A 24,864-nucleotide genomic window follows, 5' to 3' on the forward strand; every position below is an offset into this window, starting at 1 on the left:
TAAATCGTCTTTAGGATTGTATTTAAACAAAAAAACCTTCCTTAAATAAGGAAGGTTTAATTAATTAACCGATACTATTATTAGAACTTATATACAACTCCAAATTGTACTTCTCTTAAATCAGAACCTAAATAGAAAGAATTAGTTTTATCAGCACCGTGACCACCATTATTGTTTACACTATAGTTTAGACCTGCCCAAGTAGCTTCAATAGCAAAGTGGTTAGATAGGAAATAGCTTAAACCTAAACCTAAGCCTGCACCCAATTCATTTGATTTTCCATTACCTGGTTTGTGTTTATGACCTGTGTAATCTAATCCTAACTGGCCAAATACAGAAAATTGAGAAGCAGGAGTAAAATAATATCTACCAAAAGCTCCTACTGTAAATGCATTGTCTTTTGAGTCATTTTCAAACTTATCCGAACGAAATCCTAATTTACCTCCTAAAGCGATATTTTCTGTTAGGAAATAGCCAACTTTTGGTTCAATTTCAAATCCATTGGATTTAGCATCTCCGGTTTTATCAGAACTGATTGATAATGCCCCTGAAATAAATGTATTCCCTTTAGAAAACCCGGTCGTTTGCGCATTAGCAAATGTAAACCCCATTACTGCAATAGCAGCTAAAAAAATTCTTTTCATTATTTGTGTTTTTTTTTTAATTACAAGGGTCAAAAGTAAAAACAGAAATGTAATAAAATAGCCACGATTAGTAAGCAGACTATCAGAATAAGACAAATATTTTTTTATACTTTACAACGGCTTCAGAAACAAGAAATTAAAGCCCGAAGTCTACAAAAGCAAGCAAATTATTTACTGAACATGTGAATTCTAAAAATAATTTTATGCAAAGCATAATACAATAAATCACGCAATTCTGTAGTTTTGATTTGATAAAACAACTTTAATCTAAAAAAAATTATGAAAAAGATATTTTTAGCAGCTGTATTGTTCATCGCAACGTCAGCAACAATTCAGGCTCAATTATTAAAACTTGGAGTAAAAGCAGGGGTTAACTTTGCTAATCAAACGGGAGATTTTCCAGAATCAATTGATAAAGAAGGTATCACTAGTTATCATGCAGGTTTAGTTGCAGAAATAAAATTATTAGACAGATTTTCTATTCAGCCAGAACTTTTATATTCTACTACTGGTGCATCTTATAAATTTCAAGATGTTAGTGGCGATATTAAAAATGAGTTAGGTTATATCTCTATCCCGGTAATGGCTAAAATTTATTTAAATAAAACATTTAGTATTGAGGCAGGTCCACAAGCTTCTTTCCTTGTTAGTGAAAGAAATGACTTTGATGTTGAGAATGGTGAAACTTTCGAGTTCGGTCTTAATGCAGGTTTGGGTGTAAAACTTACTGAAAACTTCTTTTTACAAGGTCGTTATGGTATAGGATTAACTGAAGCTTCTAAAGATGCAGACGTTAAAAACTCTGTATTCCAAATTTCTGCCGGATTTATGTTCTAAAAATAATATCACATACTTTTATAAAAACCGCTCTGTTAATTAGAGCGGTTTTTTTATTTTTACAATTCATAATCATTCATTAAAAACTAATTCACTTATGAAAATCTGCATTGTTAACGGTCCAAATCTGAATCTTTTAGGAAAAAGAGAACCTGAAGTTTACGGAAGTCAAACCTTTGAAGATTATTTTGAAACGTTGCAAAAAAAATACCCGAACATTGAACTTTCTTATTACCAAAGTAATATAGAAGGTGAACTGATTGGTAAAATTCAGGAATGTGGTTTTACATTTGATGGAATTATTTTAAATGCAGGAGCTTACACGCATACTTCAATTGGTTTGGGCGACGCTATAAAAGCCGTTACAACTCCGGTAATCGAAGTACACATTTCGAATACCTATGCACGCGAAAGCTTCAGACATCAGTCTTATTTATCCGGAAATGCCAAAGGTGTAATTTTAGGTTTTGGATTAAAAAGTTACGACCTCGCAATTCAGTCTTTTCTGTAAGTCTTTATTTAACAAATTTTTAATAGCTGCGATTTTAAGTTATTTTATTTTTGTTAGAGAAAGAACTTCCATGAAAAACTATATTTTATTCGCCGTTTTATTTTTTTCCATTACCTCCTTTGCCCAAATCAAAGGAACCATAACCGATGACAAAGGAAATCCATTGCCATTTGTTTCCGTATTTGAAGAGAATACTTATGCAGGAACAACTTCAAACGAGCTGGGAAAATATCAGCTAAATGTAAAAGAAGCAGGCAAACACAAAATTACTTTTCAATATTTAGGTTTTAAAACCCAAAAAATCATAGTAAATACTGATTCTAAAATCACTGTCCTGGATGTAAAAATGCAGGAAGAAAGCTTTACTTTAAACGAAGTTATAATAGATCCTAAAAATAATCCTGCCAATGCGATTATAAAAAGTGCTATTGCAAACAAAAAAGAAAACTCCGAAAAAACATTGCGTTATACGGCCGATTTTTATTCAAAAGGAATTTTCAAAGTCAAAGATTTACCCAAAAAAATATTAGGCCAAAAAATAGATCTCGGTGAGGACATGGCTTCTAACCTTGATTCTACAGGGACAGGGATTTTATATCTGTCTGAAACCATTTCTAAGGTTACTTTTGAAAAGCCCAATAACCTCAAAGAAAATATTATTGCATCAAAAATTTCAGGAAATAATCGGGGATACAGTTATAACACAGCGGCTTTATCAACTTATGATTTTTATGACAACACTTTGGACTTTGATATAAAGCTGATTTCTCCAATTGCCAATAATGCTTTCAGTTATTACAACTACAAACTTGAAGGCACATTTTTTGACGATAACAATAACGAAATACATAAAATTAAAGTAACACCAAAGCGCGACAAAGAACCCGTTTTTGAAGGTTATATCTATATAGTTGATGACAGTTTTGCCATTTATGCCTTAGATTTGGACATAAAAGGATATCGTATGAAAAACGAATTTACTGAAATCATGACGCTGAAGCAGAGTTTTAGTTATAATAGCACAACTAAAATCTGGTCCAAAAATGCCCAAATATTATCTTTTAATGCCGGGATTTTTGGTGTGAAATTTTCAGGGCAGTTCAATTATATTTACTCCAATTATCAATTTCCGGATTCGTTTGAAAAGAAAACTTTCGGAAATGAAATTGTTGCTTTTGATCTGAATGCCAATAAAAAAGATGATGAATTCTGGAATCAAATTCGCCCAATCCCCCTAACTCTTGAAGAAAGTGCTGATTACACCAAAAAAGACAGTCTCCAAACGATTAGGAAATCTCAAAAATATACAGATTCCATAGACGCGAAAAACAATAAATTTAAAGTCTGGGATATTTTAAAAGGTTATGAATACAAAAATACCTTTAAAAAATATTCATTTGAATATGACGGCTTACTGAATATAACTTCATTAAGCTTTAATACTGTTCAGGGTTTTAATTTTGATTCGGGTTTTTCATTTAAAAACTGGAATGAAGAAAAGGGGAAAAGTACTTTTGTAAAAACCAATTTTAATTATGGATTTTCTGATGAGCGTTTTCGTGTTACGGGAGAGTTCAATCACAAATTCAACAGTATCAATTATGCTACAATAAACGCTTCGGGAGGAACAAAAGTGGCACAATTTAATGGTGGAGAGCCAATCAGTAAATTTGTAAACTCAATAAGTTCTTTGTTTTTTAAGGACAATTACATGAAATTATATAATTTGGAATTCGCTCAGGTTAACTATTCCCAGGATATTGCAAATGGAATTAATCTGAATGCAAAATTGGGTTATGAGCAACGTAAACCTTTTTTTAATACAACCGATTATTCATTTTTCAAAAGAGATGATATTTATTCTTCTAATAATCCGCTCGCGCCAAATGATTTTGAAACTCCCGCTTTTGATCCGCATCACTTATTTAAAGCCAATCTGACTGCGAGAATTAATTTTGGAAACAAATATATCTCGAGACCTGACGGAAGGTATAATTTTAAAGATGACAGATACCCAACTTTATTTTTAGCGTATGAAAAAGCATTTGCCGCTAATGAAAAAAAGTATGAATTTGAACGAATTGGAGCTGCGGTTTTATATGATTTATCGTTAGGAAACAAAGGCATCCTGGGAATGAACTTTAAAGCTGGAAAGTTCTTCAATGCTGAAAATATTTCATTTATCGATTACAGACATTTTAACGGAAACCAAACTCATATTGGCCAGAGCGACCGTTATCTGAATGTTTTTAATTTAATGCCATATTACACTAACAGTACAAATGACAGTTATTTTGAAATGCATTTGGAACACAATGACATGGGATTCATTATGAATAAAATTCCGTTACTGAACCTTCTAAAATCAACAATGAATCTAGGTTTTCATTCCCTGGCAATACCAAACAGAAAACCTTATTCTGAGCTTACGGTTGGTTTAGACAACCTTGGTTTTGGAAAATTTAAGCTTTTCAGAATTGATTATATACATTCTTACCAAGGCGGAATTCAACAAAATGGTGTCGTTTTTGGCTTGAAGATTTTGAATGTGTTAGATTAGAAAAAGGTTCTAAGGGACTAAGATTCTAAGGTACTGAGGAAAAAAAACTTAGCATCTTAGAATCTTAGTCCCTTAGCATCTTTTTTTTAGTGATAATCATCCGGCTCAATGTGTATCAGAACATTTCCTAATTGTGGAATTTCTTCTTTTAAAGTATCCTGAAGTTTATGTGACAATTCGTGACCTTCTTTCACTGAAATTTTTGCCGAAACAATCGCATGAAGATCTACATGATACCGCATACCCGCTTTTCGGATAAAGCATTTTTCAGTTCCTAAAATACCGGGTACTTTTAATGATTGTATTCGGATTTCTTCAACCAGATCATCATTTAAATTCTCATCCATGATTTCGCCAAGCGCAGGCCTGAAAATTTTATAACTATTGTACAAAATGAAGAAAGCCGCAAAAAGCGCTGCCCAGTCATCTGCAGATTCGTAGCCTTTTCCCATAATCAGGGCAATCGAAATACCAATAAAAGCGGCAACCGAAGTTATCGCATCACTTCGATGGTGCCAGGCGTCAGCTGCTAAAGAAGAACTATTGGTTTGTTTACTGCGTTTCATAACCAGTCTGAAAGAATATTCTTTCCAGATTATTATTGCGCCTAAAACATACAAAGTCCACGATTTTGGCAAATCATGCGAAGTATTGATGTTTGCAATGCTTTCGTAACCAATAATAGTGGCCGAAGTAATCAAAAAACCCACTACTAAAAAAGTAATCAGAGGTTCGGCGCGCCCATGCCCGTAAGGGTGATTTTCATCTGCAGGCTTGTTAGAATATTTGATTCCGAACAAAACCAGGCATGACGAAAATATATCCGTAGTCGATTCGATCGCATCGGCAATCAGGGCGTAAGAATTGCCAAAAAAACCTGCCAAACCTTTTACAAGGGCCAGGCAGGTATTTCCAGCTATACTAAAGTATGTAGCTTTTATAGCTTTTTGTTCATTTGTCATTTAAACGACATTTATTTTTTTGCCACGAATTAAATTAAAAATTTGTGTAATTCGTGGCTAACTTTTTTACGCTCTCACGATTTTTGCTCCGATTGCTCTCAAACGCTCGTCGATACGCTCGTATCCACGGTCAATTTGTTCGATATTCTGAATCGTACTTGTTCCTTTTGCTGATAAAGCTGCAATCAATAATGAGATTCCCGCACGAATATCCGGAGAAGACATTGTTGTTGCTTTTAATTGAGATTCGAAATTATGTCCCATAACCACAGCTCTGTGCGGATCACATAACATGATTTTTGCTCCCATATCAATCAATTTATCTACGAAGAACAAACGGCTTTCGAACATTTTTTGGTGAATCAAAACATCACCTTTTGCCTGTGTTGCCACTACCAAAACGATACTTAATAAGTCAGGTGTAAATCCTGGCCATGGTGCATCGGCAATAGTTAAGATCGAACCGTCGATATCCGTTTTTACCTCATATCCGTCTTTGTGGGCCGGAATGTAAATATCATCGTTACGTTTTTCGATAGTAATTCCAAGCTTTCTGAAAGTATTCGGAATCAAACCTAAATTTTCCCAGCTTACATTTTTAATTGTGATTTCGCTTTTTGTCATGGCCGCAAGACCAATCCATGAGCCGATTTCAATCATATCCGGAAGAATTCTGTGCTCGCATCCTCCAAGGCTTTCAACACCTTCTATAGTCAATAAGTTAGAACCAACTCCGGTGATTTTAGCACCCATGGAGTTCAGCATTTTACATAACTGTTGTAAGTAAGGCTCACAAGCAGCGTTGTAAACTGTAGTTGTTCCTTTTGCTAAAACGGCAGCCATTACAATGTTTGCTGTTCCGGTTACAGATGCTTCGTCCAAAAGCATATCGGTTCCGGTCAAACCGCCTTCTGGAGATTCTACTCCATAAAAGTGATCTTCTCTGTTATATCTGAATTTTGCTCCAAGGTTAATAAAACCTTCAAAGTGTGTATCTAATCTTCGGCGTCCAATTTTATCTCCACCCGGTTTTGGAATATATCCTTTTCCGAAACGAGCCAAAAGCGGCCCAACAATCATAATAGAACCACGAAGCGCTCCACCTTCTTTTTTGAAAGCTTCTGTTTCTAAATATCCAACATTAACCTCATCGGCCTGAAACGTAATAGAACCTGGTTCGTTTCTTTGAATTTTCACCCCTAAATTACCCAACAAAGTGATTAATTTATTGATATCGATAATATCAGGAATATTATTAATTCTTACTTTATCTCCTGTAAGAAGTACGGCACATAAAATTTGTAATGCCTCATTTTTTGCTCCTTGTGGAGTGATTTCTCCTTTTAAAGGTATTCCCCCTTCGATTTTAAATATTCCCATGTTCTTTTATTAAGGTTCTGAGGTTCTGAGATCCTAAGGTTCTGAGCTAAAATCTCAGTCTCTTAGTTCCTTAGTATCTTAGCAACTCTATTTTTGATTGTTATTTTTCTGAAAAGGCTTTTGTTTTCCGCCTTTATTGTTATTATTACTGTTCTTGTTGCTTTGAATTTTTGGCTGTCCTGTTGTCGAAATTTTATTCGACATGCGTTTATTGGTACGCATTAAATCAGTGGTGTTTAAAAGCTCCTCTGTACTTTGCACAAGGTTGATTTTTCCTCCGGACAATTCATATAGATGCTCAAAAATCACATCGTCTTTTACAGTGTCTTTGTTCCAGCTCAGAAATGATTTTTTCATGTGGTTGGCAATTACCAGCACCAATGCGTTTTTCATTTCGCCATCTTCCCATTTGTTGGCAACATCAATCATGTATTTGATATTGTTACCATAAAATCTATACTTAGGAAAGTTTTGCGGATACTGTAAAACATCCGGTTTTAGCTGCAACACGTCACGGGACGGAATTGGATATGGAGATTCTACATCTAATTTAAAATCAGACATAATAAACAATTGATCCCAAAGTTTATGCTGAAAATCAGGTACATCACGCAAATGCGGATTTAGACTTCCCATAACCTGAATGATGTATTTCGCCGCTTTATTGCGTGTTTCAGCATCTTCGATAATAGTTGCCTGATCAATCAGTTTTTGCAAATGACGACCATATTCAGGAATAAGTAAACGTTGTCTTTCAGAATTATATTCTAAGTTAAAAACAACGTCGTTTGCGTTTTCTTTTTTATATTTTTCGACCATAAGTTATAATGAAACTATACCTTCTATTGTAGAAACCTCTTTGTATTTATCAATCACCTGATCGGCGCTGTTCATCGTAACATCTACAGAAACGCTGGTAAATTTACCTGTTTTGGATTTTGTGGTTTTGATAACCGCTCCCATTCTGTCAAAAGCTTTCTCTACCCGCTCTACATTATCAGCTACAGAAGGCACAATAAATTTATACAAATATTCTGCAGGCCAGGTATTTGAGTTATCCAGCTCAACCTTTAATCTTTCGTAAAATTCGGCGGTGTTCTTTTCTTTATCGTTTTCCATTCGTAATTAAAAATAAACGCAAATATACGCTTTTGATTTCAGATTTCAGATTTTAGATTTTAGATTTTTTCCTTTCAGAAAACAACCTGTTTTTCGCCACGAATTTCACTAATTTACACTAATTATATTTCAGTAAATCTATTCATTAATTTTACTGACTTTTGATTAATTAAAATTCGTGAAATTAGTGTTAAACCTTTATATTTGAAGAACCCTGCGCTTTCCTGCCGATGACTTTCGGGATTGTACGATTAAAAACATATAACAATGAAAAAAATCTTTTTTATTTTTACTGTTCTCATTTTTCACAACATAAATGCACAAGAAGTCAAAACTTTAACTTATTTCCAAAATGACACCTTAAAACTGGATTTGGATTTATACCTGCCGAAGAAAAAAGCTGGTGAAAAAATTCCGTTGATAATGTTTGCTTTTGGAGGAGGATTTTCCGGAGGCGAACGTACGAGTGAGAAAGAATTCGGAATGTTTATGGCGAAAAACGGTTATGCGGTTGCCAGTATTTCGTACAGTTTGTATATGAAAGGAAAAGATTTTGGCTGTAAAGGAATTTTGACCGAAAAAATAAAAGCGATTCAGATTGGCGTTAGCGATATGTGGCAGGCGACTTCTTTTTTGGTTGAAAATGCAGATCAATATAATCTTGATACCTCAAAAATCTTTATTTCAGGCATTAGTGCAGGTGCCGAAATTGGTTTTCATGCTTCTTTCTGGGATTACAAACTGATGAATTTGTACAAAAATAATTTACCGGAAAACTTCAGATATAAAGGTTTCATTGGGGGTTCGGGCGCTATTCAGGATATTAATCTGATTACGAAAGAAAAAGCAATTCCGATGTTACTGGCACACGGAAATAATGACGAAACGGTTCCGTACAGCGCGGGCTCACATCGCTCCTGCCCGACCAACGCTTCCGGCTGGCTGATTTTGTTTGGTTCTTATGCCGTGTACAATCACATGAATGATTTTCATAAAGATATTGAACTGATTACTTTCTGTGGCGGCGGACATGAATTTTCGGGTTATCTTTTTCATGACGGAAAACAATATGTTTTGGATTTTGTGAATGATGTTTTGAAAGGAAAGAAATTTGAATCGCATTTGATTGTTCCTTCTGATAAGAAAGGTAAGGATTCCGGGAAATATTTATTTTGTGAGTAAAGAAATTCTATAAACCATCATGTTCCATTGATTGAAACCAATGGCTATGTAAAAACCACTATTCAGTTTCCCTTGATCGGGATTGCAGGATACACAATGTTAGAAATCATTCCAAAAGCAAAACCATGTCTCCTCTTTAGCCCTGATGGAAGCGGAAATCCTTTTGCTTTTTTCTTTAAAAAGCAAAAGATTGAAGCGAACAGCAGGAACCCGTGCAACCAAAAAATGCGAAATCATTCGCTCAAAGCAAATATTCTTTTTAAATACCAATAAGTTTAGGTAAATTTGCGCTTTATTTTACGAAAGTGCAAAAAGAAATCATAGTTCTCCTTGGCGGTCCTGGTACAGGAAAATCTACGCTTATTAACGAATTAGTGGCTCGTGGCTACTGCTGTTACCCTGAAATTTCAAGACAAGTTACACTCGAAGCACAGCAGCGAGGTATTGACCAGTTGTTTCTGGAAGAGCCTTTATTGTTTAGTGAAATGCTGTTGGAAGGACGAATTCAGCAATTTAAAAATGCTAAAGAAGAACCTGATAATGTAGTTTTTATCGACAGGGGAATTCCTGATGTTGTCGCTTATATGGATTATATTGGCGATGAATATCCGGAGCATTTTACAAAAGCCTGTGAGGATTATAAATATTCTAAAACTTTTATTTTACCACCCTGGGAAGAAATTTATCAGAGCGACACGGAGCGTTATGAAAATTTTGAACAGGCATTGGAAATTCAAAAACATCTTATCGAAACCTATAAGAAGTACGGTTATGACTTAATAGAAGTCCCGAAAGATACGGTTGAGAACAGAATTCTTTATATCTTAGACAAAATTTAGCATTTGGTTTAAAGTTGTAAGCTAGAAACTGATTTCTAAATTTTTAACTTTAAAACGAAAGCAATGCTTCAGGCGCAGGAAATCCTTTTAAAATACTGGAAACACGACAGTTTCAGACCGCTTCAAAAAGAAATTATTGATTCGGTTCTGGATGGTCAGGACACTTTTGCATTGTTACCTACCGGCGGCGGAAAATCAATCTGTTTTCAGGTTCCCGCAATGATGCAGGATGGGATCTGCCTGGTAATTTCGCCTTTGATTGCCCTGATGAAAGATCAGGTAGCGAATTTGCAAAAAAGAGACATCAAAGCCATTGCACTTACCGGTGGCATTCATACCGAAGAGATCATTGATCTTCTGGACAATTGCCAATACGGAAATTACAAGTTTTTATACCTTTCTCCGGAAAGACTTCAGTCGGACTGGATTTTAGAGCGCATCAAAAATTTACCTATAAATTTAATAGCTATTGATGAAGCGCATTGTGTTTCGCAATGGGGACATGATTTTCGGCCGGCTTATCTGAAAATTTCCGAACTCAAAAAATTCTTTCCTAAAATTCCGTTTCTGGCTCTTACTGCAACTGCAACTCCAAGAGTAATTGAAGATATTAAAACTGAATTGGAATTAAAAGACACGAAACTTTTTCAACAGTCTTTTGCAAGGGAAAATATCGCCTACATGGTTTTTGAAGTGGAAGACAAATTATATCGTGTTGAACAGATTTTAAAGAAAAATCCCCAGCCTTCTATAATATATGTACGAAACCGAAAATCGTGTTTATATATGTCAACTCAATTGCAGTCACTTGGTTTTAGGGCAACCTATTACCACGGCGGACTTTCGGCAAAAGAAAAAGATAAAAACATGCAATTGTGGATGTCGGAACAGGCGCAGGTTATTGTTGCCACGAATGCATTTGGAATGGGTATTGACAAGGATAATGTAAAAACAGTTATTCATACACAGCTTCCTGAAAATATTGAAAATTATTACCAGGAATCCGGAAGAGCCGGAAGAAACGGCGGGAAATCTTTTGCCGTTTTATTAACCAGTGCCTCTGACAGTAATCAGACAGAACAGCAATTTTTAAGTGTTCTTCCTGATAAAAAATTCCTGAAATCGGTTTATAACAAACTCTGCAACTATTTTCAGATAGCATACGGAGAAGGTTTAAATGACTCTTTTTCTTTTAAAATGAATCATTTCTGCCAGAAATATGATTTCTCAACTCTTAAAACTTATAATGCTTTACAATTTTTGAATCAGCAGGGAATTATCACGATGTCTCAGGAATTCTCTGAAAAGATTACGATCCAGTTTTTGATTGAATCTAAAGAAGTGATTCGATACATGAGCCTTAATCCGAATGATGAAGAGATTCTATTGGCAATTTTAAGAACCTATCCCGGAATTTACGATATGAAAGTGCCGTTTAATTTGCCTTTGATAGCCAAAAAATCAAATTGTTCTGAAGCTCAGGTCAGTGCTATTTTAGAAAAACTGCAAGAGAAAGAAATTATAGAATATAAATCCAAGAACAACGACGCTACTATATTATTTAATGAAGTTCGCGAAGACGATTTAACCATAAACAGGGTTTCTAAATATTTAGAAAAACAAAATCAGCTTAAAAAAGAACAGCTTCTGTCTGTCCTTCATTATATAAAAGAAAACAAAACCTGCAAAAACCGTTTGATTCTGGATTATTTTGGAGAAGAAACCAATTCAAACTGCGGTGTCTGCTCCTACTGCATTACACAGAAAGGCAAAATCACCGAAGCAGATTCTATTGCCGATAAAATTCTGTCTTTACTGAAAACTGCTGCGCTGACGTCAAGAGAAATTCAGGCCCAAATAAAAATGGATACCTCAGATATTATTCCGGCACTTCAGGAATTATTAGAAAACAATCACATTATCATACAACCGAACAATAAATACACTTTAAAATTATAATGGAAAAATTGAGAATTATATTTATGGGAACTCCGGAATTTGCTGTCGGCATTCTGGACACCATTATTAAAAACAATTATGATGTTGTTGGCGTAATTACTGCTGCAGATAAACCTGCAGGGCGCGGACAAAAAATAAAATATTCGGCTGTAAAAGAATATGCTTTGGCAAACAACTTAACTTTATTACAGCCCACAAGCTTAAAAGATGAAAATTTCCTGACAGAACTAAAAGCTTTAAATGCCAATCTGCAAATTGTTGTTGCTTTTAGAATGCTGCCAAAAGTGGTTTGGGAAATGCCAAGTTTAGGAACTTTTAACCTTCACGCTTCCTTGCTGCCCAATTATCGAGGTGCGGCACCAATCAACTGGGCGATTATTAACGGTGAAACCAAAACAGGTGTTACTACTTTTTTCATAGATGACAAGATCGATACCGGTGCCATGATTCTAAACTCGGAGATCGCTATTGATCCAACAGAAAATGCAGGACAGTTGCACGACCGTTTGATGCATTTAGGAAGTGAAACTGTAATTGATACCCTGAAAGTGATTGAAAAAGGGAATGTAACAACAACAATTCAGGAAGATAATGAAGAAATTAAAACCGCTTATAAACTAAATAAAGAAAATTGTAAGATCGACTGGACAAAATCTGGTGACGAAATCAATAATCTCATACGTGGTTTAAGTCCTTATCCGGCTGCGTGGTGTTTTCTAAAAGATAAAAATGAAGAATTAAGCATCAAAATATATGAAGCTAAGCTGATTGAAGAATCACATTCTCATGAAACAGGAAGCATAATTAGCAGCAAAAAAGAAATCAAAATTGCTATTAAGAATGGTTATATTTTACTTCTGAGTTTGCAATTACCCGGAAAAAAGAGAATGCAGGTTGCAGAATTGCTGAATGGCTTTACTTTTTCTGAAGAGGCAAAAGTCCACTAAGGCCAATAAAACAGGGGTTTCTACCTGTTTTTCATCGACGAACAACATGCTTTATGAACAAAAAAAACAAGTTATCAACAATTTTTGCTAAAATTAGGTAAAACACTTGCACGCAACGGATTTCCTACTAAATTTGTGTATTAACAATTTTTTTTTTAACCAACAATTAATAACTAATTATTATGAACAAATCAGAATTAATCGATGCTATCGCTGCTGATGCAGGAATTACAAAAGCTGCGGCTAAATTAGCTTTAGAATCTTTTTTAGGTAATGTAGGAACTACTTTGAAAAAAGGAGGAAGAATTTCATTAGTAGGTTTCGGATCATGGTCAGTATCTGCTAGAGCTGCTAGAGATGGTAGAAATCCACAAACTGGAAAAACTATCAAAATCGCTGCTAAAAATGTAGTAAAATTTAAAGCTGGTGCTGAATTAGAAGGTGCAGTGAACTAAGTAAGAAAGTTCTCTAAACTTATAATATAATTAAAACCCTCCTTATGGAGGGTTTTTTTATGCGGTTTGACGATTTTATTGGGTTTTTAAAAATTTTATGAGTAAATTTAATAAAAATTGTAGCCGTATGATTTCAGAAAAATTAAAAAAAGGACACCTGCTTATTGCCGAGCCTTCAATAATTGGAGATTTATCTTTTAACAGATCGGTAATTTTATTAGCAGACCATAACAAAGAAGGATCGATAGGTTTTATCATTAATAAGCCATTAAAATATACTATTAATGATTTAATCCCGGAGATTGATGCTTCTTTTAAGATATATAATGGAGGTCCTGTAGAACAGGATAATCTTTATTTCATCCATAATATTCCAGAATTGATCCCGAATAGTGTCGAGATTTCTAATGGAATTTACTGGGGAGGAGATTTTGAATCGACCAAAGACTTAATAAACAACGGATCTATTAGCAAAAATAATATTCGTTTTTTCTTAGGCTATACCGGTTGGGATGAAAATCAGCTTGAGAATGAAATGCAGGGAAACTCCTGGATTATTGCCGATAATAATTACAAAAATAAAATTATCGGAAAATCTACCACTCATTTTTGGAAAGAACAAATTATTGAGCTGGGCGGAGATTATCTTATTTGGTCAAATGCACCTGAAAATCCATATCTGAATTAATTTTCAGATATAGATTCATTTAGCTTCTGTACTAATAAATGAGCCAGATTACTTGTAAACTCTTTTTTTCGATATTTGCTTATCGGCTGTATTCCTGTGATTACATTTGTCAGAAATAATTCGTCAGCTTTTTGAAGGTCAAATGGAGAAATTATTTCTTCCGATACTTCTATGCCTTCCATTTTCTTAGCCAAAGCTAAAATTTGCCTGCGCATCACACCGTTTAGGCAGCCTTCTGAAACCGGAGGTGTAATTAGTTTTTTGCCAGTAACCATAAATAAGTTTCCTTGTAATCCCTCTACAACATTCTTGGTGTCATTCAGCAAAATACAATTGTCTAAACCATTTTCGTGTGCATAAATACTTCCGGTAACATTAATGAGTTTATTAGTCGTTTTAATCGACGATAATAATTGCTTCGTTACATAGAAATCTTTATATAAATCAACCTCGTAATGAGACGTATTTAAAGCATATAATGTATTTTCGAGTATCGTTGTATGGATTAAAAAAGAAACCTCGTTTGTTTTTGGCAAATACAAACCACCATCATTTCTAAAAACGGTAATCCTTGCTCTTGCAGAGGCCGAAAAATTATTTTCCTGAACAACTTTTAAAACCTGCTCTTCAAAATATTCCATTGTAAAATTCATCGGAATTTCCATTCTGACAACGCGCATAGACGCCATTAACCTAAAATAATGATCCTCAAGAAACAAGATTTTATTGTTGACTACTTTTAGTGTTTCAAAAACACCATCACCATATAAAAAAGCGCGGTTTTGAGTTAATATATTCTCTTCCCGCTCTACTATGTTTCCGTTAAAATTGATCATAAAAAAACCCTGAATTTTGTTCAGGGCAAATATAAGGGATAAAATAGACTTTTGCTAAACAGATCCTATAAGATGTTTAAGGTCTGAGATTTGATTCTCCCACAATTGTTTAGCTTCGCCAACTTCTTCTTTTTCTGCAAAATCGACTACCATTAATGAAACATCTTTAGTCAGTTCATCGACTAAAATATGAAGTTCAAAAAAATATTCAGTATCCTTACTGCTTTCATCAACCCATTTAAACTTTACTTTTTCACCTGTTTTTTTAGAAGCAAGACGCGCTTTTTCCTGTGAATCATTCCAGATGAAAGTGAAAAATTCCCCTCTCGAGTTTACATTGTCGGCAAACCATTCTGATAAACCTGACGGAGTTGATATATATTGATATAATAATTGCGGCGAAGAATTTATGGGAAACTCGATTTCGTAACGTATTTTTGGATCCATGTGCTACTTTTAATTTTTTCGAAATATAAGAATATATGTCCAAAAACAATGCGTTTTTAAAAATATTTTTTTTTCTTCATTTTATACTTGTTCGCTTTAATATAATTTCTATATTTGCACCCGCAATAAGGAACATTCCTGAAAGCAGTCTTGGCGAGGTAGCTCAGTTGGTTAGAGCGCAGGATTCATAACCCTGAGGTCACGGGTTCAACTCCCGTCCTCGCTACAAAAAGGTAAACCCTTAAACAGTAAATGTTTAAGGGTTTTTTACTTTTAATATCTTCAATTATTTTATAAACTGAATAATAAATCCTCCTTTTGGAGCTAAAGTATACTGCCACTTACTACTTGTGGGATTAGTCTGTACATGAAAGTCCATTAATGGATCTTTCCCTTCAGAAATAATCCTGAATTTTGAAAAACCTTTGCCATATTTAGTCAAATCAATTGAAACTGGTAATTTGGAATTAGTACCATTTATTCCAATAATATAAGACAGATTATCTTTTTTACGGGACAAAACAATTGCCTTGCCCGGTTCTGCAATTACATATTCTGTTTTATCCCAGGTTGCCGGCATCTCTTTTAATAAATCCTTAAGTTCATTCGGAAGTGAATTAAAAACCTCTTCTGAATCGGCAAAATGAATAATTCCGGACGTATATATCATAGCCATTGACAGCTCATGCACTGCCGTGTTTAAACGGATATATTTTCTAAATGTCAAAGCAAACGGAGTATAATCTGCAGGTCCCGCAACGTTTCTTGTAAAGGGCAATACTGTATTTTGCTGCGCTGCCATTTCAGGAAACCTTGGTTCGTAAAAATAACTTTCCGTTCCTAAAATAGCTTCTGCCGTTACAAAGTTCGGCCATGTTCTGTGCCATCCTCTTGGAACTGTTGTACCGTGAAGGTTTACAAGCAAATGTTCTTTGGCTGCATCTTCAAAAACCGACTGGAGCGTACTCATTACTTCTTGCCTGTCCGAACACCAAAAATCTATTTTAACGCCTTTCACTCCCATATCAGCCAGTTCCTTAAACCTCTTTTTCCTTTTTTCCGGATTAAAATATTCTGCAGAATATCCCCAGACTAATGGCTGAACTCCTTTAGACAAAGCATGATCGATAATTTTTCCTTCTTTATTGGCTTTTTCCCATCCGGCATCAAAAAGGGTATATTTAAAACCAAATGAGGCCGAAACATCAGTGAATTTCTTATACATTTCTGGCGTAAAATCATCAGGATGCGACCACCATGACCAGGCTGCCTTTCCCGGTACAATCCATGAAGTATCTTCAATTTTAGAGGCCGGAGCCAGATCCGTAATCAAAGTGGATAATAATATATCTCCTGCTTTATCGCCAATCATAATTACTCTCCATGGCATTGTCCACGGCAAATTTGATTCAGGATAAGCGTTTGTGTCCGGTAAAGGCAGCGTAAATTTTTCGTCTTTTTCTGCAAATGCTATTTTGTAGATTCCGTCATTAGAATCCGGCTGAAGATGACAGCCCGGAAATGTACCTTCGGCTCCAGATTCTGCAATTAAAACCCAATTTTTAGAATCATTTACATTAAAAAGCGCCGGCATACACCAGCCAACTGAAACATTTCGCGCACCGCTTATCGGATCTCCGGATTTTACATTCACATAAAAATCCTCATAACCCGGGGTATAATCTCCCGCTTTGTTATAAGGCTGAAGCCAGCCTTTTGCATTTTGATCAATATGAAATCCTGTAATTTCATTTTTAACAACCCTGGTTTTATCTTCTTTCCCGGCAAACTTATATCTAAAAGCAACACCTTCTTCTCCGGCAATTAAATCGATTATAATCAAAGCGCCCTGTTTGTTCTTAAACGTTATGCTTTTAGTTTTAAAAACATGATCGGCAACTTTATTGTTTGCGACTTTAAGCTCGTATTTTTCACGCTTCTCTTCGATAGGCGAAACTTTCACAACAGACAAACCAGAGGTAAAATCATTATTTTCAAGATTCAGACCCAGCGGAGAATCTAAGATTATCGCTTTATCCCTGCGGCTAACATTATACGACAACTTTCCATCTTCGGTTAAAGACAACGTAATTTTATTTAAATTATCCTTAGACTTCAGGTAAAGGTCTTTGTTTTGAGCTTTACCGCTTGTCAGTACAAAAAATACTGCAGGTATCAGTAAGCTCAAAGTTCGATGAATAAACATTTTTTTCATTATATAATTTTTAAAGGTGATAGTTCAATTTTGTTATTTTAAAGCATAGATTTTCGCAAAGATTGTAAAGGTTATTTTGCCACGAATTACACTAATTTCCACTAATTAATTCTTGCTAATTCGTGGAATTGCTTCGACTGTTCGCTGTGGCTCGGTTCGTGACAAAAAACCATTTTAATACCAGTATATATTTTTTTTTAATTTTCAGCAATCATAATATCAAAAGCATAGGTAATAGTTTCGTTGTAGACTTGTCCCACACCAAAAATTGTATTTGGAAAATGTACATGATTGGGACTATCCGGATAATATTGGCATTCTAAACAAAGTCCGTCAAAAGGTTGGTAAAATTTAGAATGATCTCCAATTTCGGCACTGTTTAAATAATCGCCTGTATACAATTGAACACCCGGATAAGACGTAAATACGCGCATTATTCTTCCCGATATTTCTTCGAATAATTCACAAACCGAATTTTTATCGTCCTTATTTTCATTAAAAACATAATAGGTATTGAGCCCGCCGTCTTTCATTACCTCTCCTAGTTTGTTATGGCAAAAAGAATATTTTCCGGCTGGCAAAATTCTTCCTGTCGGAATATAATCTTCCGTACTTTCTACTATTTTGTCAGCCTGGATATTGAGATAATGATGCTGTATTTTTTCAGCACAAGCTGATAAATTAAAATAAGAATGGTTTGTAAAGTTTATCGGAGTGGGTTCATCTGTCGCAGCCAGAAATTCAATTTTAAGTTCATTTTTATCTGTCCATTTATAGATGACTTTAGATTTTAAATTTCCTGGGAAACCGCCATCCCCACTTTCATTTTCCAAATTAAAAATAACAGCGTTTTCTTCTATACTAAAATCAAAAACTTTGCTGTTAAATCCGGCCGAACCACTGTGGTTATTGTTCTTGCCATCATTTTTATCTAAATAATAGGTTTTGTCTCCAATAGAAAATTCGGCATTATTGATTCTGTTAGCAAAACGGCCTACAGTTGCTCCTATATAAGATTTATCTTTTATATAACCTTCTAAAGTTGAAAATCCGAGAACTACATTTTCTTTAATTCCGTTTTTATCCGGTACTATTATGGATTTTACTATGGCCCCATAATTAAGCAGCTCTACATAATTTCCGTGAACATTTGTAAGTGTGAATTTAAAAATTTCTTTTTCACCATACCAGCCAAAAGGCTCATATACAATTGTATTTAAAGGATTCATATTGTTTTAAAAAAAGATTAAAAACATCAGGGTTATAATAGTGTTTCAAATGTACTTTTGATTATTCGTCTCAAAATGGACATTTTTTTTAAAAGCATGGATTAAATTACGATATTTGGAAAAGACAATCCGTAAAATGAAAAATTCATCTCAAAAAGAAAAAATAAAAGTTAAAGAAGGTTTCTTAGGGCAGCGCATGATTGTGATTCCTAAAAACATCCTTTCAAACATTAAAAAGAATCCTCTTATTGCGAGTTTGTATTTTACAGATATTGGTGTTTTCCCAAATGCAAGCCATCATTCGATGAAACGAAAACACGGAAGTAAACAATACATCCTGATTTACTGTTATAAAGGAGAAGGTATTATCAGCAAAGAACATAAAACCATAACACTCAAAGCCAATACCTTTTATATTATACCTCCTGAAGTTGCACATGATTATTATGCTTTAAAACAAAATCCGTGGAGTATTTACTGGATTCATTTTACCGGACCGCAGGCACCTCACTTTTACGATAAATTCATAACGGAGTTTCCTGATTCAGCACCGCAGCTTTCGCTTGAAGAAAGACGCATTGAACTTTTTGAAAATATACTTGATGTTATGGAAGACGGTTACAGCGCCAGTAATCTCGAATTTGCAAATCTTTCATTATGGCAATTGCTGAATGCTTTTTTATATGAGAAATTCTTCATTCAAAAGAACCGAAAATTTTCAGAGGATAATACTATTGAATCCGCTATTGACTATATGAAAAAACATCTGGATCTTTCGTTAAAAATCAATGATGTGGCTGCTTATTTTAATTATTCATCCTCCCATTTTTTTACTTTATTTAAAAAGCAGACCGGCTATTCTCCCATACATTATTTCAACTATTTAAAAATGCAGAAAGCCTGCCAGTACCTTAGTTTCACTACGATGAGTATAAAGGAAATCAGTTTTAACCTGGGCTTTAATGATCCGTTGTATTTCTCCCGTTTGTTCAAAAAAATAATGAGTACTTCACCCATACAATACCGTACAGAATACAAACAGTAGCGCAATGGTTTTCGTATTTTAATGCACTGCATGAAAAAATCAGATTATAATCCATCTATTCAAAAAAAATATCCATAAATCAAAGGTTCCTATTCCGCTAATTTTACAAAAGCTATTAAAACCTTTTTATGAAAAATTATAATTATACCTTTTTACTATCAATTAGCCTTGTTGCAGCATTGGGTGGTTTACTCTTTGGTTACGACTGGGTTGTAATAGGTGGTGCAAAACCATTTTACGAAATTTATTTTGGAATCACAGATTCTCCTGCCCTTCAGGGATGGGCTATGAGCAGTGCCCTTGTTGGCTGTGTGGCAGGTGCTGCAGTTGCCGGAAAACTGGCAGACACCTACGGAAGACGTCCAATGTTAATCGTTGCTGCCGTATTATTCTCCTTATGTGCACTTGGTACCGGAGCTTCAGAAACCTTTACGGTATTTATTATCTGGCGTATTATTGGGGGCATCGGAATTGGAATTGCCTCTACAATATCTCCCTTATATATCGCAGAAATTGCACCCCAGGAAACCCGCGGGCTTTTTGTATCGATTAACCAGCTTACCGTTGTTATAGGAATTCTGGCCGCACAAATTACCAATATGCTGATTACAGAAGTTATTCCTGCCGGTTATACGCACGCTCAAATTCTGGCTTCATGGAACGGTCAAACGGGCTGGAGATGGATGTTTTGGGCAGGATTTTTCCCGGCAGTTTTATTCTTCCTTTTAATGTTTTTAATTCCCGAAAGCCCCAGATATCTGGCTAAAAAAGGAAAAAATGATACCGCAGAAGCAACGCTTACCAAAATTGGCGGATTAGCTTACGGAAAAGAAGCTATCACAAAAATAAAAGAAACTTTTACAGACGAAACAGAGAAAACAGATTTCAAAATGTTACTGGACAAAAAGGCTTTGCCAATATTGACAATTGGAATTGTTCTGGCCGCTTTTCAGCAATGGTGTGGTATTAATATCATCTTTAATTACGCTCAGGAAATCTTTGTTTCAGCCGGTTACAGCATCAACGATTTGTTTATGAATATCGTAATTACCGGAAGCATCAACTTAGTTTTTACGTTGGTTGCGATGGGAACTGTAGATAAAATTGGACGTAAAAAATTAATGCTTTTTGGCTCTGCTGCATTGGCGATAATCTATGCTTTATTGGGCTATTTTTATTATATCAATGTTACCGGTTTTCCTTTATTATTACTGGTATTATTAGCCATTGCAATCTACGCCATGTCCCTTGCTCCTATTACCTGGGTTATTTTATCTGAAATTTTCCCAAACCGAATAAGAGGTGTTGCGATGTCAATAGCCACATTTGCGCTCTGGATTGCTTCTGCTTTATTGGTGCAGACATTTCCAATTTTCAACGAATACCTGGGCACTTCAGGAACTTTCTGGGTGTACGGTATTATCTGCGCCCTAGGATTTGTATTTGTTTTCAGAAAACTTCCTGAAACAAAAAACAAAAGTCTTGAAGAGATTGAGGAACTAATGGTTTCTGATCATCAATCGAAGAATATTCAATAATCTAAATTTCATTACATCATGCAAAAAGTAAATGTTTGGAAGGAAAAAATAATCCTGCCAACTTATGAGGTGGGCAAACCTGAAAAAAATCCTGTGTTTATTGAGAAAAGAGTGTATCAGGGAAGTAACGGATCTGTATACCCGTATCCGGTTATTGAAAAAATAGCAGATGAAAAAACCAACAAAGAATATCAGGCGGTTTATCTTGAAAATGAATTTATCAAAATAATGATTTTGCCTGAACTTGGCGGACGGGTTCATATGGCGTATGATAAAACTAAAAATCGCCATTTTGTGTATTACAATCAGGTGGTAAAACCTGCATTGGTAGGACTTACAGGTCCGTGGATTTCTGGCGGAATTGAGTTTAACTGGCCGCAGCATCACAGACCCACTACTTTTGATGCGGTTGATTTCACTATAGAAGAACACGAAGACGGAAGTGCAACAGTTTGGTGCAGCGAAGTCGAACGTATGTTTAGAACCAAAGGTATGGCAGGATTCCGATTATATCCTGATAAGGCTTATTTAGAAATCAAAGCGCAGTTATACAACAGAACATCGTTCCCGCAGACTTTTTTATGGTGGGCAAATCCGGCAGTTAAGGTAAATGATGATTATCAGTCTGTTTTTCCACCAGATGTAAATGCTGTTTTTGATCATGGAAAACGCGATGTTTCTTCTTTCCCAATTGCAAAAGGAACATATTATAAAGTCGATTATTCGCCGGGAACTGATATTTCACGTTATAAAAATATTCCGGTTCCAACGTCATATATGGCGATTGCCTCTAAATATAATTTTGTGGGCGGATACGAAAATGATTCAAAAGGCGGATTACTTCACGTAGCGAATCATCATGTTTCTCCGGGAAAAAAACAATGGACCTGGGGACACGGAGATTTCGGTCGCGCATGGGATCGTAACCTTACGGATGAAGACGGCCCGTATATTGAATTAATGTGTGGTGTTTATACGGATAATCAACCGGATTTTACGTGGATTATGCCGGGCGAACAAAAGGATTTTACGCAATATTTTATGCCATACCGTGATTTGGGGATTGTGAAAAATGCGACCAAAAATGCGATGGTTAATTTAGAAAGCATTGATGATAAATTAGTCATTAAAGCTTATACAACGGGCGTTTATCCTAAAACAACTGTTACTTTAAAAAATAATGATGTTGTTATATTCCAAAAACAATATGATGCATCGCCATACAATTCGTTTGAAGAAACCATTGATTTTAATTTTGGTTTAGAAGGTTTATCAATTGCTGTAACCGATACAGATGATAAAGTTTTGGTGGATTGGAATTACGAAGGTCAAAACGAAGATGAAATTCCAGAAGCTGCAAAACCTGCTCTTGCTCCGGAAGATATTGTAAATAACGAACAATTGTTTCTAACGGCTCAGCATTTAGAACAATACAGACACGCAACTTACAGTCCGATTCCGTATTACGAAGAAGCTATAAAACGTGATTCTGGAGACATTCGTTCGAATAATGCAATGGGATTGTGGTTAATGCGCAGGGCAAAATTTAAAGAAGCTGAACCTTATTTTAGAGCAGCCATAAAAACGCTGACGCAACGAAATCCAAATCCGTATGAAGGTGAAGCGTATTTCAATTTAGGATTATGTCTTAAATATCAAAATAAAAACGAAGATGCTTACGCGGCTTTTTATAAATCAACATGGAATGCGGCCTGGCAAAATCAGGGTTATTTTTATGTTGCCCAGCTTGATGCACTAAAAGGCGATTATGATTTGGCATTAACACATATTAAAAAAGCAATTTCTAAAAATACTGAGGATCATAAAGCATTGCATTTTCAAGTGACGCTTCTTCGAAAATTAAATCAAAAAGAAAAAGCGCTTGCCCTTATAAACAGCTATTTGCAAGACGACTGTTTTAATTTTGGATTGCTTTACGAGAAATATCTTTTAAGTCATGATAAAAAAGACCTCAGCTATTTTAATTCTCTTATCCGAAACAATATTCATACGTATATCGAATATGCTTTGGATTATGCAGCAGCGGGCTTTTATGAAGAAGCGGCCAGCTTATTAACTCAGGGGCTGAAAGACGAAAATACATATCCAATGGCATGGTATTTTGCAGGTTCTTTTTATGAAAAATTAAATGATTTCGGTCAAGCCGAAAAATGTTTCAAAATGGCTTCTGAGGCAAAACCGGATTATTGTTTCCCAAATCAGGTTGAAGCTGCGCTGGTACTTCAAAATGTAATTGAGAAACAAACCAATGATGCTAAAGCGTTGTATTATTTAGGTAATTTTTGGTATGCTGCGAAGTTTTATGATGATGCTATTTCCTGCTGGGAACAATCTGTTGCTATAGACAATAGTTTCCCTACGGTACATCGTAATTTGTCATTGGCGTATTACAACAAACTGGGCGACGAACAAAAAGCACTTTTGAGTTTAGAAAAAGCTTTTTCATTGGATTTAGAAGATTCAAGAATCCTGATGGAATTAGACCAATTGTACAAACGTTTGAACAGAGATTTAGTTTTCAGACTTGCTTTCTTAGAAAAACATTTAGAATTGGTAATTCAGCGTGATGATGTTTATTTAGAAAGAACTGCTATTTATAATCTTTTAGGAAAACACGATAAAGCACTTACTTTATTACAAAACCGAATTTTCCATCCGTGGGAAGGTGGCGAAGGAAAAGTAAGTGGACAATATCTTATTTCGTTAACTGAAATTGCAAAACAGCAAATCTCTCAAGGAAATTATGACGCAGCGATAGAACTTTTGGAACAGGCTCAAATTTATCCTGATAATTTAGGCGAAGGAAAACTGCCGGGCGCACAGGAAAATGATATTCATTACTGGCTTGGCGTTGCTTACGAAAAGAAAAATGATCTGAAAGAAGCTCAAAACTGGTGGCAAAAAGCAACTCAGGGATTAGAAGAACCTACAGCCGCTATTTTTTATAATGATCAGCAGCCGGACAAAATTTTCTATCAGGGTTTGGCATTCTTAAAATTAAATAATGCTGCCGAGGCCGGTAAACGTTTTGAAAAGTTAGTGGCGTATGCCCAAAAACATGCAAACGATTCTATCACGATCGATTATTTTGCGGTATCGCTGCCAGATCTTATGATTTGGGAAGATGATTTAGATAAACGAAACAAAATTCACTGTCTCTACATGAAAGGATTAGGCCTTTTGGGTCTTGATAAAAAAGCGGAAGCTGAACAGACTTTCGAAACAGTTCTTACAGATGAAAAGAGTCACTCAGGCGTTACGATACATTTGTCTTTATTGAAAAATGAAGAATCGGTTTTTGTTTAAAGTAGTATTGGTGGTTTAAATAAAAAGGTTGATGATTAATTTCATCAACCTTTTTTGTTTTCACAGCCTTGTCATCCTGAGGAACGAAGGATCTCCATTGCTGAATCGACAAAGATTTACACACTTTACAGAGTTACTTGCGGA

22 protein-coding genes and 1 tRNA gene are annotated in these 24,864 nt (G+C 35.2%); 14 read left to right on the plus strand and 9 right to left on the minus strand.

Going from position 1 to position 24,864, the window contains the following annotated elements:
• Positions 1–80: 80 nt before the first annotated feature.
• Entirely contained in the window at positions 81–644 is a 564-nt protein-coding gene (locus DCO46_RS08240; RefSeq protein WP_116752088.1) for an outer membrane beta-barrel protein, read from the minus strand.
• A gap of 279 nt (positions 645–923) precedes the next feature.
• On the opposite strand from DCO46_RS08240, the gene DCO46_RS08245 reads away from it, so the two are divergent.
• The 3 genes from DCO46_RS08245 (at position 924) to DCO46_RS08255 (ending at position 4,552) form a co-directional block, all read left to right on the plus strand.
• The gene (locus tag DCO46_RS08245; RefSeq protein WP_116752089.1) at positions 924–1,481 is read left to right on the plus strand and encodes a porin family protein; all 558 of its coding nucleotides are present in this window, start codon (positions 924–926) and stop codon (positions 1,479–1,481) included.
• A gap of 97 nt (positions 1,482–1,578) precedes the next feature.
• Positions 1,579–1,992 carry a type II 3-dehydroquinate dehydratase gene (aroQ, locus tag DCO46_RS08250; RefSeq protein ID WP_116752090.1) on the plus strand — a complete coding sequence of 138 codons (414 nt, stop codon included), beginning with the start codon at positions 1,579–1,581 and terminating at the stop codon, positions 1,990–1,992.
• A gap of 70 nt (positions 1,993–2,062) precedes the next feature.
• A complete protein-coding gene (locus DCO46_RS08255) occupies positions 2,063–4,552 on the plus strand; it encodes a DUF5686 and carboxypeptidase regulatory-like domain-containing protein (protein WP_116752091.1) in 2,490 nt (829 codons plus the stop codon).
• Positions 4,553–4,638: 86 nt separating this feature from the next.
• Here the strand turns inward: DCO46_RS08255 and DCO46_RS08260 are convergent, their stop codons facing one another.
• The 4 genes from DCO46_RS08260 to DCO46_RS08275 all read right to left on the minus strand — a co-directional run bounded on the left by DCO46_RS08260 (position 4,639) and on the right by DCO46_RS08275 (position 8,013).
• Positions 4,639–5,514 (minus strand): cation diffusion facilitator family transporter, encoded by an 876-nt coding sequence (locus tag DCO46_RS08260; RefSeq protein ID WP_116752092.1) that lies wholly within the window; start codon positions 5,512–5,514, stop codon positions 4,639–4,641.
• A gap of 66 nt (positions 5,515–5,580) precedes the next feature.
• Positions 5,581–6,894: a UDP-N-acetylglucosamine 1-carboxyvinyltransferase gene (gene murA / locus DCO46_RS08265; protein WP_116752093.1), complete on the minus strand. Its 1,314-nt coding sequence runs from the start codon at positions 6,892–6,894 to the stop codon at positions 5,581–5,583.
• A gap of 87 nt (positions 6,895–6,981) precedes the next feature.
• On the minus strand, positions 6,982–7,713 hold the full coding sequence (locus DCO46_RS08270) for a DUF4290 domain-containing protein (RefSeq protein ID WP_116752094.1): 732 nt from the start codon (positions 7,711–7,713) through the stop codon (positions 6,982–6,984).
• 3 nt (positions 7,714–7,716) lie between these two features.
• Complete coding sequence (locus tag DCO46_RS08275; RefSeq protein WP_116752095.1) at positions 7,717–8,013, minus strand: DUF493 family protein; 297 nt, start codon at positions 8,011–8,013, stop codon at positions 7,717–7,719.
• 267 nt (positions 8,014–8,280) lie between these two features.
• On the opposite strand from DCO46_RS08275, the gene DCO46_RS08280 reads away from it, so the two are divergent.
• The 7 genes from DCO46_RS08280 to DCO46_RS08310 all read left to right on the plus strand — a co-directional run bounded on the left by DCO46_RS08280 (position 8,281) and on the right by DCO46_RS08310 (position 14,083).
• Complete coding sequence (locus tag DCO46_RS08280; protein ID WP_116752096.1) at positions 8,281–9,195, plus strand: carboxylesterase family protein; 915 nt, start codon at positions 8,281–8,283, stop codon at positions 9,193–9,195.
• A gap of 27 nt (positions 9,196–9,222) precedes the next feature.
• On the plus strand, positions 9,223–9,468 hold the full coding sequence (locus tag DCO46_RS08285; protein ID WP_116752097.1) for a hypothetical protein: 246 nt from the start codon (positions 9,223–9,225) through the stop codon (positions 9,466–9,468).
• A gap of 32 nt (positions 9,469–9,500) precedes the next feature.
• Positions 9,501–10,034 (plus strand): AAA family ATPase, encoded by a 534-nt coding sequence (locus DCO46_RS08290; RefSeq protein ID WP_116752098.1) that lies wholly within the window; start codon positions 9,501–9,503, stop codon positions 10,032–10,034.
• 63 nt (positions 10,035–10,097) lie between these two features.
• Positions 10,098–11,993: an ATP-dependent DNA helicase RecQ gene (locus DCO46_RS08295; RefSeq protein WP_116752099.1), complete on the plus strand. Its 1,896-nt coding sequence runs from the start codon at positions 10,098–10,100 to the stop codon at positions 11,991–11,993.
• Positions 11,993–12,940, plus strand: coding sequence for a methionyl-tRNA formyltransferase (gene fmt / locus DCO46_RS08300; protein WP_116752100.1), 948 nt, complete (start codon positions 11,993–11,995; stop codon positions 12,938–12,940). Before DCO46_RS08295 ends, fmt begins: the two co-directional genes overlap by 1 nt.
• Positions 12,941–13,122: 182 nt before the next feature.
• Positions 13,123–13,395: an HU family DNA-binding protein gene (locus DCO46_RS08305; protein ID WP_012022249.1), complete on the plus strand. Its 273-nt coding sequence runs from the start codon at positions 13,123–13,125 to the stop codon at positions 13,393–13,395.
• 127 nt (positions 13,396–13,522) lie between these two features.
• Complete coding sequence (locus DCO46_RS08310; RefSeq protein WP_116752118.1) at positions 13,523–14,083, plus strand: YqgE/AlgH family protein; 561 nt, start codon at positions 13,523–13,525, stop codon at positions 14,081–14,083.
• On the opposite strand, the gene DCO46_RS08315 is transcribed toward DCO46_RS08310, so the two are convergent.
• Together DCO46_RS08315 and DCO46_RS08320 are read right to left on the minus strand one after the other, a co-directional pair.
• Entirely contained in the window at positions 14,080–14,919 is an 840-nt protein-coding gene (locus DCO46_RS08315) for an aminotransferase class IV (protein WP_116752101.1), read from the minus strand. The genes DCO46_RS08310 and DCO46_RS08315 overlap by 4 nt on opposite strands.
• 54 nt (positions 14,920–14,973) lie before the next feature.
• Positions 14,974–15,366 (minus strand): START-like domain-containing protein, encoded by a 393-nt coding sequence (locus DCO46_RS08320; protein WP_026984135.1) that lies wholly within the window; start codon positions 15,364–15,366, stop codon positions 14,974–14,976.
• Positions 15,367–15,518: 152 nt separating this feature from the next.
• On the opposite strand from DCO46_RS08320, the gene DCO46_RS08325 reads away from it, so the two are divergent.
• A tRNA-Met gene (locus tag DCO46_RS08325) sits at positions 15,519–15,592 on the plus strand.
• A 60-nt stretch (positions 15,593–15,652) separates the two neighbouring features.
• On the opposite strand, the gene DCO46_RS08330 is transcribed toward DCO46_RS08325, so the two are convergent.
• The gene (locus DCO46_RS08330) at positions 15,653–17,581 is read right to left on the minus strand and encodes a glycoside hydrolase family 97 protein (RefSeq protein WP_116752102.1); all 1,929 of its coding nucleotides are present in this window, start codon (positions 17,579–17,581) and stop codon (positions 15,653–15,655) included.
• Between the two features lie 197 nt (positions 17,582–17,778).
• A complete protein-coding gene (locus DCO46_RS08335) occupies positions 17,779–18,810 on the minus strand; it encodes an aldose epimerase family protein (protein ID WP_116752103.1) in 1,032 nt (343 codons plus the stop codon).
• A 115-nt stretch (positions 18,811–18,925) separates the two neighbouring features.
• Here DCO46_RS08335 and DCO46_RS08340 point away from each other — a divergent pair, with 115 nt between their 5' ends.
• The 3 genes from DCO46_RS08340 to DCO46_RS08350 all read left to right on the plus strand — a co-directional run bounded on the left by DCO46_RS08340 (position 18,926) and on the right by DCO46_RS08350 (position 24,720).
• Positions 18,926–19,855: an AraC family transcriptional regulator gene (locus DCO46_RS08340; protein WP_243416279.1), complete on the plus strand. Its 930-nt coding sequence runs from the start codon at positions 18,926–18,928 to the stop codon at positions 19,853–19,855.
• A gap of 128 nt (positions 19,856–19,983) precedes the next feature.
• Positions 19,984–21,393, plus strand: a complete 1,410-nt coding sequence (locus DCO46_RS08345) for a sugar porter family MFS transporter (RefSeq protein WP_116752105.1) — start codon at positions 19,984–19,986, stop codon at positions 21,391–21,393.
• A gap of 18 nt (positions 21,394–21,411) precedes the next feature.
• A complete protein-coding gene (locus DCO46_RS08350; RefSeq protein ID WP_116752106.1) occupies positions 21,412–24,720 on the plus strand; it encodes a DUF5107 domain-containing protein in 3,309 nt (1,102 codons plus the stop codon).
• Positions 24,721–24,864 lie beyond the last annotated feature (144 nt).

The sequence above is a fragment of the Flavobacterium sp. HTF genome (assembly GCF_003105115.1).
In the GTDB taxonomy this organism is placed as follows: domain Bacteria; phylum Bacteroidota; class Bacteroidia; order Flavobacteriales; family Flavobacteriaceae; genus Flavobacterium.